Here is a 12,515-nt window from a genome sequence, read left to right as displayed (position 1 = left end):
CGAGGTGCGGAGGTGGCCCATGAAGGCCGGAGTCATACCCGTCGGGCGGCTGAGCGCACATCAGGTCCGCTCGGTACTGCTCGTCGCGACGACCCCACCGCCCCTGCGCGACACCCGGCCGTGGCGGTTCCGCTGCACACCCGCGTCGATCGAGCTCTACGCCGGCCCGTGCCCGGGCTCCCAGCGCGCCCGGTTGCTGGACTGCGGCGCGGCGCTGCTCAACCTCCGGCTCGCGGTGAAGGCCCAGGGCTGCCACCCCGACGTCCGGCTCCTGCCCGCCCCCGGGCGCCCCGATCTGCTGGCGGTGGTGCGCCCGCGCGGGCTGGAGCCGGTGACCCCGATCGACCGGCGGCTCGTCGAAGCCATCCGGCTGCACCGCGGCAGCCACGGCCCGTTCACCGCGGCCCTGGTGCCCACCGCGGTCCAGCGCGAGCTGCGCAAGGCCGCGGAGCTCGAACGCGCGTGGCTCGCCACCATCGGCGACGCCCAGCTGCCGCTCCTCGGCGAGATCATGTTCCCCGCCCAGGCCACCCCCGCGTTCGATCCGTCGCCCGAACGGCTGCTGGTGGTCGTCGGCTCGCTGCACGACACCCCGCTCGCGCACCTGCAGGCCGGCCAGGCCGTGCAACGTGTCCTCGTCACGGCGGCCACCGCCGGGCTGTCGGCCGCCCACTGGTCCGACGCGCTCACTCCCCCGCGCCGCCGCGCCTTGCGCCGCCTCCTCGGCGGCGGGATCTGGCCCCACGTCCTGCTGCGCCTGGGCCACGGCGCCCCGCTGCCCACGCGCCCCCACATCAAGCTCGAGGTGGTGACGAGCGACGAACGCCCGCGCTCCCACGGCTGGCCGTGATCACCCGCCGAGGCGGCGCTCCTCGTCGTGCAGCGCCGTCACGAGCACGGCGGCCTGGGTGCGGCGTTCCACGCCGAGTTTGCCCAACAGCCGGGAAACGTAGTTCTTCACCGTCTTCTCCGCGAGGAACATGCGCTCGGCGATCTGGCGGTTCGTGAGGCCTTTGCCGATGAGGTCCAGCAGCACGCGCTCCTGCTCGGTGAGCTCGGCCAGCGGACCGGGGCCGCGGGTGCTCTCGCGCAGCTTCGTCATGAGCGCGGCGACCGCACGGTCGTCGAGCAGGCTGTGGCCCGCCGCGACCCGGCGCACGGCGTCGACGAGCTGGAGTCCTTTGATGTCCTTGATGACAAAGCCATCGGCGCCGGCCAGCACCGCGTCGACCATCGAGCGCTCGTCGGTGAACGACGTGAGCATCAGGCACCGCAGGCCGGGCAGCGTCGCGCGCAGATCGCGGCACAGGTGCACGCCGTCGCCGTCGGGCAGGCGGACGTCGAGCACGGCCACGTCCGGACGCACGGCGGGAATCCGCGCCAGAGCCTCGGCGACCGAGGCGGCCTGGCCCGCCACCGTGAGGTCCTCCTCGTCCTCCACGAGCTCGGCCACGCCGCGGCGCACCAGCTCGTGGTCGTCGACCAGGAAAACCGTGATCACCCGAGGTCCGGTCACGAACCGAGGCTACGCCCCGATCGTGCGGTTAGACTGGGACCGATGTGGACCCCAGCCCCCGGTCACCATGGGGAGGTACGGGATGTCCGTGCACGACCGAACGACGACAGACGGACCGCGAACCGTTGCCAGGCCCGGGATTTCGCACGTGCGCACCCTGGTCGGCGCCGGGATCGTGACCGTCGAGGTCACCGGCCCGCTCACCCCCGCGGGCGACGCGGTGCTGGCCGAGCACCTGTCCGGGGCACTCGGCCTGCGGGCCGCCGAGGTGGTGGTGGACCTGAGCGCGTGCACCGCCCTCGGCCCGGGAACGGCGGCCGCGCTCGCCGGCGGCCGATTCCGCGTGCGCGCCGGAAACCCTGAGCTGGCAACCGCTCTGGCCCGGGCGGGTGTCGCCTGCGAAGCCCCCGACGACTCCGCGGAAGCACCTCCGCCCGGACCGGCGGTTGTCATCAGGTCCGGCGCAGCACGCTGAACCCGTTCAGGCGCGCCGATGGCGCCCGACGTGAAAAACCCGCCACGGCAACGAACGCAAGCGGTTCCCGGCCGAGTGGCGGTTGCGACCCGGCGCCGTCTCGGTCACGTCCGTGACCGCCACGAGCCGGCTCGACGGCTTCGAGGCCCCCGGCGCCATCTCAGTGTCCACAATCGGCACGAGCGTGTCCCCGGAGTTCGTCACCCCGTCTTCGGCAACGACTCCGGTGCGGACCGTGACCGGCCCGTCCTCGTCCCGGGCGAGGTAGGCGAACCGCCGCCCCGCACCGAACTCCGTCGTTTCCGCTTCGAGTCCGTTCGTCATCCCGCCTCCACCCTTCACCGACCCCAGGACGGCACCACCGGGTCCGGGGCGGGTTCGCTCCTTGCCCCGCAATGTACCCCATCGTGTCCGGTTTCTCGGATTTTCACCCGAACAGTCGCACCGTCCTCAGTGGATCATCGGTCCGGATCATCGGTCCGCGGGCGGGCGCGCTTCCAGGATGTCGGTGGCCCGCACCAGGCTCACGGGCGCGTCGGCCGCGGTACCGCGTGGCCGCACGGGAACCCACGTGGTGCTGGTGTGTTCGTCTCGCAGGCTACGGCCCGAAACCGTGCCCGACAGCTCCCGCCACACCGCGGACCCGGAGGAAGCGCTTTCCCGAGAACGCCCATTCTCCCGGGAGCTGTGCACCCGGCACCGGTAGCGCACCTGCCACCCCGGTGGGAAGCCACCCCGTGTCTGTCCGTCCCGACAAGCGTTTCCCGTCCCCACCACAGCCGGTCACCCCGAATCCCGCCTGACAGCCTCGGCCTTCGCCGGGGTCCAGGGCGGAAGCAAACAGCGTAAACGCGTTCCCGGGGGCCGGTCGTTCGGCCACCCGGGTGGTTCGTGCGAGCAACCGGGCACGGTCCGTGTCCGATTCCGAGATCCACAGTGGATCTCCTGGGGTGGAAACCGGTGTCACCGTCCCGTTTCCGCCGTCGGTCACCCCGTCGTGTCCGCCCACCGCGATATGCTGGAGGAGCCCCCGCACCCATTCGGAAACGTCGCTCCGGCGGCCGGAACATCGGAGGGCACGATGAACACACCCACCTCGGGCGGGCCGTCGTGAAGCGCACGACGGTGCCGTCCGTCGACGACCTGCACGCCGCCAACACCCTGCCGGCCGAGCAGCGCCGCCACGTGGTCCGGCTGGTCGCCTCGGAGGCCACCGACGTCGAGGACTGCGCGCTGCTGCTCGCCATCCTCGGCCTCGACCCCGCCGACGGGCTCACGCGCGACCGTCGGTGAAAAACTGGTTCCCCACAGCCGATTCCGGCGCCGGCAGTACGGGATTTCGCTCAGCCGCAGCACGACTTCGCGGCGGAAACCGCGGGCCGGCCGGGAATCCACCGCCGAACACGTGCGGCGGCCGGTGAAATAGTGTTCCGCTGCGGCAACCCGCTCACCCCGGCGAGAGGCCGCGCGCAGGGCCATCACTCGTCGACGACCCGCTCGACCGAGGGCGAGCTCAGAACAGCCTGCCGTCGTCCTCGGCGGGCGGTTCCTCCAGGCTCAGCAGGAACCGCTTGCGGGCCATGCCACCCGCGTACCCGGTGAGCCCGCCGTTCGCGCCGACCACGCGGTGGCACGGCACGACGATGCTGATCGGGTTCCAGCCGTTCGCGTTGCCCACGGCCTGAGCCGCACCCGGGTCGCCCAGTTCCGCGGCGAGCTCGCCGTACGTGCGCTTCTCGCCGTACGGGATCTTCGTGAGCAGGCCCCACACCTTGCGCTCGAATTCGGACCCGCGTGGCGCCAGCTCGACGTCGAACTCTCGCCGCTCGCCCGCGAAGTACTCCCCCAGCTGCCGGACCACCTCGGCGAACCCCTCGTCCGAGCGCGGCCCCAAGCCGGCCAGCCGGGGCTCGCGCTTGTGGCCCTCGAAGTAGATCCCCACGAGTGCCGCGCCGTCGGCGACCAGCGTGAGGTCGCCGACCGGCGACGCCGTGACCGTGTGCCGAACGCCCAAGTGCCCGCTCCCTTCTCTCGCCTCTCACCGGGTGGACGCGCGGGCGCGCCGGAACGTGAGATCCGCCGAGCCACGATAGTCCGGCGGAAACCCGCTAGCGTCGGGCACCGGACGCCCACGCCGCGGGAGGACCGCATTGGACCCGAACCTGCTTTCGGCCGGACAGCTCGCCGCGGCCCTGCGCGCGGGCGAGGTCACCGCCGTCGAGCTCGCCGAGTCGGCGATCGAGCGCATGGGGAAGTACGACGGCGCCGTGAACGCGATCTGCGTGCCCGACTTCGACCGCGCCCTCGCCGCCGCCCGCGAAGCCGACGCCGCGCGCGCCCGCGGACACGAAGGCCCGCTGCTCGGGGTGCCGATCACGGTCAAGGAGTCGTTCAACGTGGCCGGGCTGCCGACGACGTGGGGGCTGTCGCCGTTCGCGGACTTCGTCCCGGCCCAGGACGCGCTGCCCGTCGCCCGGCTCAGGGCGGCGGGCGCCGTGCTCCTCGGCAAGACCAACGTGCCGCTCGCCCTGGGCGACCTGCAGTCCTACAACGACCTCTACGGCACCACCGCCAACCCGTTCGACCTCGGCCGCTCGCCGGGCGGCTCGTCCGGTGGTTCGGCAGCCGCGCTCGCCGCCGGGTTCGGCGCGCTGTCGCTCGGCTCGGACATCGGCGGGTCGCTGCGCACCCCGGCGCACTTCTGCGGCGTCTACGCGCACAAACCGACACTGCGCCTGCTCCCCTCGCGGGGCCACACGCCCCCGCCCACCCCCGCGCTGCCGATCGAGATCGACCTGGCGGTGATCGGTCCGATGGCGCGCAGTGCCGCCGACCTCCGCGTAGTGGTCGACCTGCTCGCCGAACCCGATCCGCTCACGCTGGGCGTCGCCTACGAGCTGCGCCTGCCGCCCGCGCGCCACGAGCGCCTGGCCGAGTTCCGGGTGCTCGTGCTCGACGAGCACCCGGACATCCCCACGTCGGCGAGTGTGCGCGCCGGGATCGGCCGGGTGGGCGACGCGCTCACGGCGGCGGGCGCCCGCGTGGACCGCGGCAGCGCGCTCGTGCCCGACCTCGCGGAGTCGGCCCGCCTGTACCTGCGGCTGCTGTTCGCCGTCTTCGGCACCAACTACCCGCCCGAGCTGTACGACCGATCCGGCGAGCTGCTCGCGGACCTGGCCCCGGGCGACGACAGCCTCGCCGCCGCCCGCGTGCGCGGCACCCGGGCCAGCCACCGCGACTGGTTCGCGGCCGACCTGGAGCGCGAACGCCACCGCCACGCCTGGCGCGCGGTGTTCGCCGAGTACGACGTGGTGCTCTGCCCGCCCTCGCCGACCCCCGCGTTCCCCCACGACCACTCGCCCGACCAGGACCGGCGGCGAATCCTCGTGGACGGCGCCGAGCACCCCTACGGCGACCAGCTCGTGTGGGCCGGCGTCGCCACGCTGCCCGGGCTCCCGGCCACGGTCGTCCCCACCGGTCTCGACGACACCGGCCTGCCGGTCGGCGCCCAGCTGATCGGGCCGATGTTCGAAGACCGCACGCCCCTGCGCCTGGCCGAGCTGCTGGAACGCGAGCTCGGCGGGTTCACCGCACCGGATCTCGACCGTGAAACCGGCTCCCGAGCCTGAGCCAGCACTCCGAGCTGCTCAACCCGGCGGGGCCATCGACTCGAACTCGAGCGCGCCCAGCAAGGCCAGCCGCGCGGCCGACTCGGTGCCGGGCCGGGCCGTGCAGACAACGATCCGCAGGTCGCCGTGGCGGCTGACGAGCACGTCGCGGTCGAGGTCGAGCCGCCCGACGTCCGGGTGGACCACGGTCAGGCAGACGGGCTGCCGGCAGAGGCCGTCGGCGCCCGGGGTTTCCCACCGGGTGCGGAACCCCTCGCTGAGCGAGCTCATCCGCTCGACCAGCGCCGCCAGCTCCGGGTCCCGCGGGTAGCGCGAGTACGCGAGCCGCAGGTCCGCGACCAGCGCGGCTTCGTAGTCCTCGCGCTCGGCCTGGGTCAGCACCGTGCGGCCCGGGCTGCCGGTGAAGTGGCGCCACACGGCGTTGCGCTCGTCGTCTCGCGCGGCGGGCTCGCCGAGCAGCCCGACCCACGGCCGGTTCCACGCGATGAGCGTCCACATCGCGTCGTGCACGGCGATCGGGTGGTCGTCGAGGCGCTCCAGCAGCCGCCGGGTGCTCTCGGGCACGAGCCGGCCCACGCGGCCACCGCCCAGCTCGTGGCCCGCCATCCGGAAGAGCCGCTCCTGCTCGGCGTCGGACAGGTGCAGCGCCCGCGCGAGCGCCACGCACACCTGGACCGCGGGCGTCGCGGCCCGGCCCTGTTCCAGCCGCACGACGTGGTCGACCGAGAGCCCGGCCAGCACGGCCAGCTCCTCGCGCCGCAGCCCCCGGGCCCGCCGAGGCCCGTGCACCGGCAGGCCGGCCCGGCCGGGTACCAGCCGTTCCCGCCAGCCCCGCAGCGTCGACGCCAGCTCGTCCGGGCCAGTCACACCGCCCATCCTCGCAAATCGCGGCCGGTGATCCTACCGCCGCTTTTCGCAAGCGGGGAAACGCGTTCGGCTCCGGGCGGGTCCGCCACCCGCCCGGAACCGGACGCCCCCTGATGGCGCACCCGCAGCGTCTCAGTGGCGCAGACCGGCCTGCTTCAGCAGCGGGAGCACGTTGTCGCCGAAGTACTTCAGCTCCTCGTTGTAGTCGATGAGGCCGAAGATCATGCCTTCCACACCGGCTTCGTTGCGCGCGCCGAGTTCTTCGGTCACCTGCTCGGGCGTTCGGGCAGCCGCCCCAGCCGGCACCAACACGGCCCAAGGCCTGCCCGTCGACTCGCGCTCCTACGGCGTCGGCGCGCAGATCCTCGCCGACCACGGCCTGGACATCGTCGCCCGCGTCACCCTGCCCACCACCGCGACGCCGCACAACCTGCGCTACCTGCGGACGAAGCAGCAGCGCCTCGGCCACACCCTCGACGTCGACCAGAGCACCGGCTGAGCCCCGGCGCTGTGGTGGAACCGCTCCGCCGTCGCCTGAGAGCTACGCGACCCGCAGCTGCTCGATCGCGTCCCAGTCCCAGCCGATGCCCAGGCCCGGTGTCTCCGGGGGCAGCACGCAGCCGTCCTCGACGGTGAGCGACGTCGTGGTGATCGCGCCCAGCTGCGGGATGTGTTCCACCCACGCCCCCGCCGGCACCGCGCACGCCAGGCTCGCGTGCAGCTCCATCAGGAAGTGCGGCGCGACCTTGACGTTGAACGCTTCCGCCGCGTGCGCCACCTTCAGCCAAGGCGTGATCCCGCCGATCCGCGCCACGTCCACCTGCACGACGCCCGCCGCGCCCGCGGTCAGGTACTCCGCGAAGTGGCCGGCGCTGTAGATCGACTCGCCGACCGCGATCGGCACCGCGGTCGACCGGGCCAGCCGCGCGTGCCCGGCCACATCCTCGGCGGGCAGCGGCTCTTCGAACCACGCGATGTCCAGCGGCTCGTAGGTGCGGGCCCGGCGGACGGCCTCGGCGGCGGTCATCGACTGGTTGGCGTCGACCATGATCTCCCAGCCGGGGCCCACCTCGGCGCGCACCGCGGCCAGGCGCTCCGCGTCCTCGGCCGACGTCGGCTTGCCGACCTTCAGCTTGCCGCCGCGGAACCCGGCCGCCTTGGCTTTGCGGGCGTTGACCACCAGCTCGTCGGTGGTCAGCTGCAGCCAGCCGCCCTCGGTGTCGTACACCGGAAGCCGGTCGTGGGCACCGCCGGCCAAGCGCCACAACGGTTCCCCGGCACGCAGGCACCGCAGGTCCCACAGCGCGGTGTCGACGGCGGCCAGCGCCAGCGCCGTCAGCACGCCGTGCGTGGTCGCCTTGGTCGCGCCGAACAGCGTCGCCCAGAGCGCCTCGACGTTGCGAGCGTCGCGGCCCAGCAGCAGATCGGCGAGGTGGTCACGAAGCAGCGCGAGCACGGACGAGCCACCGGTGCCGATGGTGTACGAGTAGCCCGTGCCCGACATGCCGTCGTCGGTGGTGATCGTGACGAGCACGGTCTCCTGGCGGACGAACGTCTGCGTCGCGTCGGTGCGCAGCGTCTCCGGCTCGATGTCCACCAGCCGGCACTCGACGTGGCTGATGCGGCTCACCTGCGCGCTCCTTCGAGGTTTTCCTCACGCCAGCCCACTTCGATCTCCTCCAGCGACCGGTTCGCTGTCTCCGGCACGCGGGTCAGCACGAACACCAGCCCCGCGGCCGAGAGCACCGCGTAGATCCCGAACACCCAGAAGCCCAGCGCCCCCAGCAGGTCCGGGAAGGTCAACGAGAAGAGGAAGTTGAACAGGTACTGCGTGAACGTGATCAGCCCCATCCCGACGGCGCGGGCGCGCAGCGGCAGGATCTCCGGGACATAGAGCCAGAACACCGGGCCCAGCCCGAACCCGAAGGCGAAGGTGAACACGAAGACGCACACCACGTCGAGCGCCGACGAGTGCGGGAACAGCGCCAACAGCACCAGCGGCGGCACCTGCCCGGCGAAGCTGATCGCGAGCATCTTCACCCGGCCGACGCGGTCGACCAGCGGCAGCGACAGCGCGGTGGACAGCACGAGTGCTCCGCCCACGCAGTAGTTCGCGATGATGCCGGTGTCGCTGGAGTGGCCGGTCGCACCGGCGAACACGGTGGGCGCGTAGTAGACAACGGCGTTGATACCCGTGAAGACCTGGAAGAACGTCAGCACCAGACCGATGTTGACGGCGCGGCGGTAGCGGCGGTACAGCTCGCGCACGCCGACCGCCTGCCTGCCGAGGCTGTCGCGGATCTCGCCGGCCTCCGCGTCGGCCTCGGCCGTCGAGGACCGCAGCCGCAGCAGAACCGCGCGCGCTTCGGCGTCGCGGCCGCGCAGCATCAGCCAGCGGGGGCTGGCCGGGCTGAGCAGCATCCCGACGAAGAAGAACACGGCGGGCACCGCGCCGAGGCCGAGCATCCACTGCCACGCGGCCGCGTCGCGCAGGGCGTCGCCCACGCCGTACGCGACGAGGATGCCGACGTTGACGCTGAGCTGGTAGAGCGCGCTGAGCAGGCCGCGCGTGCGCTTCGGGGCGAGCTCGGTGAGGTAGATCAGGCCGAACATGTTGGCCAGGCCGACCGCGAGCCCCAGCACGAACCGCGAGATCAGCAGCAGGGGAACGGACGTGGCGAACGCGCAGCCCAGCGAGCCGAGCACGAAGATCACGCCGGCCACGATCAGCAGGTGCCTGCGGTCGAACCGGCGCGCGGCGACCGCGCCCGCAACGATCGAGGGCAGCGCGCCGAGCAGGATGAGGCTGGTGACCAGGCCCTGCTGCGTCGAGGTCAGTCCGAACTGCTCGGTGGCGAACGGCAGCGCGGTGGCGATCGCGCCCGAGTCGTACCCGTAGAGCAGCCCGGCCATCCCGCCGAGCACGGCCACCACCTTCACGAACCGCGGCATCGGTGCCGGATCGGTCATTTCGTCGGTCCTCCGTTGATGGGTTCGGTCGCTCGGGCGGACGCAAAACCTATAGGAAATGGCGTCTGTTGTGGCGGCACAGTACTCGGTGAACCAGAAGTCTTGTCAATGTTTTCCAGGTTTCTTTCCCGCACACCGGCCTTGCCGGTCCGACTGGAAGCTATAGGATTCCAAGGTCCTCGTGCGTCGTCAGCTGCCGGGCCGATGACGTGCCCTACGATCGGCCGCCCGGGAAGGGGTGCGCGTGAACGCGGAGGGAACGGCGCGGGGCGTGGTGCTGGCGGACCGGGTCTACGAGTCCGTCAAGGCGATGGTCATGGACCACGAGATCGAGCCGGGAGCCCGCATCGGCATCGAGTCGGTGGCCCGCAAACTGGACGTGTCGCCGACCCCCGTGCGCGAGGCACTGTCCCGCTTGGTGGCCGACGGCCTGGTGACCAAACGCGCGCAGGCGGGCTACCGGGCGACGGAGCTGCTGACGGCGGAGGGCCTTTCGGAGCTGTTCGAAATGCGCCTCCTGCTCGAACCACGCGCAGCGGCGCTGGCCGCGGAACACGCGCAGGACACGCACCTCGACCGCCTGGAAGACGTGCTCGAGCGAACCCGGACGTCCACCCAGTCAGGCGGCCGGTATGCGGACTACGGCGAATTCGCGCAACTGGACCAGACCTTCCACGACACCATCGCAGAAGCCGGCGGCCGCCGGTTGCTGGCCGACGCGGTGGAGCGCCTGCACTCCCACCTGCACATCTTCCGCCTGGGCGGCATGGCCGGCGCCGGCCGGTTGACGCTGGGGGAACATGACCGGGTGCTGTGGGCAATCCTGCGCCGCAACCCGGATCGTGCGGCAGAGGCCATGACCGAGCACTTGCGCTCGAGCCAGGAGCGGCTGCGGCGGCGGTGAGGGGTCTGGCCGGTCGGCCGGAGCCTCTGCAGGGTTCGCTGGTGCGTGTGAAGGTGTGGGCGGCCAACGGCATGATCGTGGATTCCGACGCGACCGCGCTCATCGGCGAGCGCTACTCCCTCAGCGCGGAAGAGGCCGAGGCGCTGCGGGCACGCACCGTCGGACGGCCGCGTCGACCGTCGTCAGGGCCGTCGGGTGGCGATGAGCCCGGCCGGCGCGGCGAGCACCACCACCCCGGCCATCGTGAACCGGGCCGGCAGCCCAGCCGTGGACGGGCTCCGCACCGGTGACGTGCGAGCACGGCATCGGCCGGTTCGGACCTGTCCGACTGGACTGGGACCCCGTGTCGGAACTCCCGGAAAACCGCTTCCCCAGATGGCGCACCGCGATCGTCACCGTGAGTGACATTTCTGCGGATCCACTCGGCGTAGCCCGAGCTAGGCCATTTCGTGGCCCAGTCGTTGCTCCGCGCGAAAGCCTTCTTCAGCGCCGCCAGCCGGGGCCCGCGGCAGCGATCACCGCAGCGTAGAGGCGTGATGTGGGCGGTGTGCCCCGGTTTCGCCCCGGTCGGCAACGTCTCTAAATGAGACTCCCGCATTCCGGAGACGAGCGTATACCGAGCCTTGTGCCACCGCGACGACCAGGCACACGACCAGGCACATTCCGGATGCTCGACCAGGGAGCCCGCTCATGACCACCCTCGATGCCAGTGCCGAAAGTGTCCCCCGAGTACCTGCGCAGCACACTGCGGAGGCCGCTCCCGAAGCGCCGCCGGCCGCCGACCCGATGATGGTCGGTCTGCCGAGTTTCATCGTCGGATCCGTGGCGCTGGGGCTCGTCCTCATCGGCTACGTGCCGGCGACCGCCGTCGGCGCGTCACTCGCCGTCATCATCGCCGCGACCGGCATCGGCCTGCTCATCGCGGCGGTCTGGGCGGCCGCCGTGGGCCAGAGCGCGGTGGCGGGCGTGTTCGCCATCTTCTCCGGGTTCTGGCTGAGTTACGCGCTGCTCGTGCTCGGCCTGACCCACAACTGGTTCGGGATCGACGCGGCAGCCGCCGTCGACACCCAGGCGTTGTTCCTGATCTCCTGGCTCGTCATCGTCGGCATGCTGACGCTCGCGACCCTGCGCCTGCCGGTGGCCTACACGCTGCTGTTCGCCTTGATCGAGGTCGCCCTCGTGCTGGTGCTCGTCGGCACGCTCAACGCGTCGGCCGGTATCACGCAGGTCGCCGGCTACATCGTGCTGGTGTTCGCGGCCGTCGGCGTGTACTTGTTCTTCAACTCGGCCTCGACGGCCACCGGCGGGGGCGCGCTCCCGCTCGGCCCGCCGCTGATGCACTGAGCGAACTGCGTCACACGTGCCCCGGAGTCCGCGACTCCGGGGCACGAGCGCGCGCCGGGCGTGCGACGATCGCCCTCCAGGACGTGACAGGAGGACCATGCCCGGCGCTTTCCGCGACATCCCGACCACCACGCTCGCCGATCTGCTGACCCGCGACCAGGTGATGGACCTCGGCGTCCGCCCGCTGTGGGGCCCGGTCCCGCGGGTCGCCGGCCCGGCCTACACCGTGCGGTGCCCGGCCGGGGACAACCTGATGCTGCACGCGGCGATCCACCGCGCCCCGGCCGGCTCGGTCGTCGTGGTCGAGTCCGGTGACCTGGACTACGCGCTGGCGGGCGGCAACGTCTGCGCGGTGGCGCAGCGCAACGGGATCGCGGCGTTCGTGCTCGACGGCGTGATCCGCGACCTCGCCGAGGTGCGGGAGCTGGGCTTCCCGGTGTTCGCGCGTGGCCTGGTCCCGATTCCCGGCACGAAAGAGGTCGTGGCGCCGCTGGGCGAGCCCGTGCGCTGCGGTGGGGTCACCGTGCACGCGGGCGACATCGTGACCGCCGACGAGGAGGGTGTCGTGGTCACCCCCGCGGCCGAAGCGCAGCGGATCCTGGCCGCCGCGCGGGCTCGCCTGGCGGAGGAGGCCGCGCAGACGCTCGACGAGTGGGAAGCCGACCACGCGACGCGGATCGACAAGATCCTGAAGGACCAGGGTTTCGAGGGCTGAGCGGCCGCGCCGCGGCCCTGCGGGGTGGTGGGGGGGGCGTCTTGGGGTCGTGGTGGCTCGCGGGGGGTTCGGAATAGCACACGTCTGTACTCCAG

15 protein-coding genes are annotated in these 12,515 nt (G+C 72.2%); 9 read left to right on the top strand and 6 right to left on the bottom strand.

Features of this window, described 5'->3' with window-relative positions; genetic code table 11:
* The first annotated feature begins 19 nt into the window (after positions 1 to 19).
* Positions 20 to 850: a hypothetical protein gene (locus ACWEOE_RS35700; protein WP_452017127.1), complete on the top strand. Its 831-nt coding sequence runs from the start codon at positions 20 to 22 to the stop codon at positions 848 to 850.
* Here ACWEOE_RS35700 and ACWEOE_RS35695 read toward each other — a convergent pair whose 3' ends face one another.
* Positions 851 to 1,501 (bottom strand): response regulator, encoded by a 651-nt coding sequence (locus tag ACWEOE_RS35695; protein ID WP_452017238.1) that lies wholly within the window; start codon positions 1,499 to 1,501, stop codon positions 851 to 853.
* 163 nt (positions 1,502 to 1,664) lie between these two features.
* Between ACWEOE_RS35695 and ACWEOE_RS35690 the strand changes: the two genes are divergently transcribed.
* Positions 1,665 to 1,991, top strand: coding sequence for an STAS domain-containing protein (locus ACWEOE_RS35690; protein WP_452017125.1), 327 nt, complete (start codon positions 1,665 to 1,667; stop codon positions 1,989 to 1,991).
* A gap of 6 nt (positions 1,992 to 1,997) precedes the next feature.
* Here ACWEOE_RS35690 and ACWEOE_RS35685 read toward each other — a convergent pair whose 3' ends face one another.
* On the bottom strand, positions 1,998 to 2,315 hold the full coding sequence (locus tag ACWEOE_RS35685) for a hypothetical protein (RefSeq protein ID WP_452017123.1): 318 nt from the start codon (positions 2,313 to 2,315) through the stop codon (positions 1,998 to 2,000).
* 786 nt (positions 2,316 to 3,101) lie between these two features.
* On the opposite strand from ACWEOE_RS35685, the gene ACWEOE_RS35680 reads away from it, so the two are divergent.
* Entirely contained in the window at positions 3,102 to 3,284 is a 183-nt protein-coding gene (locus ACWEOE_RS35680) for a hypothetical protein (RefSeq protein WP_452017121.1), read from the top strand.
* 220 nt (positions 3,285 to 3,504) lie between these two features.
* Here the strand turns inward: ACWEOE_RS35680 and ACWEOE_RS35675 are convergent, their stop codons facing one another.
* Positions 3,505 to 4,005 carry a methylated-DNA--[protein]-cysteine S-methyltransferase gene (locus tag ACWEOE_RS35675; RefSeq protein ID WP_452017119.1) on the bottom strand — a complete coding sequence of 167 codons (501 nt, stop codon included), beginning with the start codon at positions 4,003 to 4,005 and terminating at the stop codon, positions 3,505 to 3,507.
* Positions 4,006 to 4,141: 136 nt separating this feature from the next.
* On the opposite strand from ACWEOE_RS35675, the gene ACWEOE_RS35670 reads away from it, so the two are divergent.
* A complete protein-coding gene (locus tag ACWEOE_RS35670; RefSeq protein ID WP_452017117.1) occupies positions 4,142 to 5,620 on the top strand; it encodes an amidase in 1,479 nt (492 codons plus the stop codon).
* A gap of 18 nt (positions 5,621 to 5,638) precedes the next feature.
* On the opposite strand, the gene ACWEOE_RS35665 is transcribed toward ACWEOE_RS35670, so the two are convergent.
* Complete coding sequence (locus ACWEOE_RS35665; protein WP_452017115.1) at positions 5,639 to 6,487, bottom strand: MmyB family transcriptional regulator; 849 nt, start codon at positions 6,485 to 6,487, stop codon at positions 5,639 to 5,641.
* A 223-nt stretch (positions 6,488 to 6,710) separates the two neighbouring features.
* Here ACWEOE_RS35665 and ACWEOE_RS35660 point away from each other — a divergent pair, with 223 nt between their 5' ends.
* Positions 6,711 to 6,986: a hypothetical protein gene (locus ACWEOE_RS35660; protein ID WP_452017113.1), complete on the top strand. Its 276-nt coding sequence runs from the start codon at positions 6,711 to 6,713 to the stop codon at positions 6,984 to 6,986.
* A 42-nt stretch (positions 6,987 to 7,028) separates the two neighbouring features.
* On the opposite strand, the gene ACWEOE_RS35655 is transcribed toward ACWEOE_RS35660, so the two are convergent.
* Together ACWEOE_RS35655 and ACWEOE_RS35650 are read right to left on the bottom strand one after the other, a co-directional pair.
* Complete coding sequence (locus ACWEOE_RS35655) at positions 7,029 to 8,117, bottom strand: mandelate racemase/muconate lactonizing enzyme family protein (protein WP_452017111.1); 1,089 nt, start codon at positions 8,115 to 8,117, stop codon at positions 7,029 to 7,031.
* A complete protein-coding gene (locus ACWEOE_RS35650; protein ID WP_452017109.1) occupies positions 8,114 to 9,457 on the bottom strand; it encodes a sugar porter family MFS transporter in 1,344 nt (447 codons plus the stop codon). Before ACWEOE_RS35650 ends, ACWEOE_RS35655 begins: the two co-directional genes overlap by 4 nt.
* Before the next feature lie 244 nt (positions 9,458 to 9,701).
* Between ACWEOE_RS35650 and ACWEOE_RS35645 the strand changes: the two genes are divergently transcribed.
* From ACWEOE_RS35645 to ACWEOE_RS35630, 4 genes are all read left to right on the top strand, one after another.
* Complete coding sequence (locus ACWEOE_RS35645; RefSeq protein ID WP_452017107.1) at positions 9,702 to 10,361, top strand: GntR family transcriptional regulator; 660 nt, start codon at positions 9,702 to 9,704, stop codon at positions 10,359 to 10,361.
* 41 nt (positions 10,362 to 10,402) lie between these two features.
* A complete protein-coding gene (locus ACWEOE_RS35640; protein WP_452017105.1) occupies positions 10,403 to 10,651 on the top strand; it encodes a hypothetical protein in 249 nt (82 codons plus the stop codon).
* A gap of 400 nt (positions 10,652 to 11,051) precedes the next feature.
* Positions 11,052 to 11,705 carry a GPR1/FUN34/YaaH family transporter gene (locus ACWEOE_RS35635; protein ID WP_452017103.1) on the top strand — a complete coding sequence of 218 codons (654 nt, stop codon included), beginning with the start codon at positions 11,052 to 11,054 and terminating at the stop codon, positions 11,703 to 11,705.
* A 97-nt stretch (positions 11,706 to 11,802) separates the two neighbouring features.
* Complete coding sequence (locus ACWEOE_RS35630; protein WP_452017101.1) at positions 11,803 to 12,420, top strand: RraA family protein; 618 nt, start codon at positions 11,803 to 11,805, stop codon at positions 12,418 to 12,420.
* The last annotated feature ends 95 nt before the right edge of the window (positions 12,421 to 12,515 follow it).

It is taken from the genome of Amycolatopsis sp. NPDC004368 (assembly GCF_053602515.1).
The sequence above is the reverse complement of the archived record's forward strand: the minus strand, read 5'-3'. Positions and strand labels throughout refer to the sequence as shown.

Bases quoted from the DNA above. Each gene is read 5' to 3' on its own strand.
- ACWEOE_RS35700 (WP_452017127.1), top strand. From the start codon at position 20: ATGAAGGCCGGAGTCATACCCGTCGGGCGGCTGAGCGCACATCAGGTC.
- ACWEOE_RS35660 (WP_452017113.1), top strand. From the start codon at position 6,711: ATGCCTTCCACACCGGCTTCGTTGCGCGCGCCGAGTTCTTCGGTCACC.
- ACWEOE_RS35685 (WP_452017123.1), bottom strand. From the start codon at position 2,315: ATGACGAACGGACTCGAAGCGGAAACGACGGAGTTCGGTGCGGGGCGG.
- ACWEOE_RS35650 (WP_452017109.1), bottom strand. From the start codon at position 9,457: ATGACCGATCCGGCACCGATGCCGCGGTTCGTGAAGGTGGTGGCCGTG.
- ACWEOE_RS35635 (WP_452017103.1), top strand. From the start codon at position 11,052: ATGACCACCCTCGATGCCAGTGCCGAAAGTGTCCCCCGAGTACCTGCG.
- ACWEOE_RS35630 (WP_452017101.1), top strand. From the start codon at position 11,803: ATGCCCGGCGCTTTCCGCGACATCCCGACCACCACGCTCGCCGATCTG.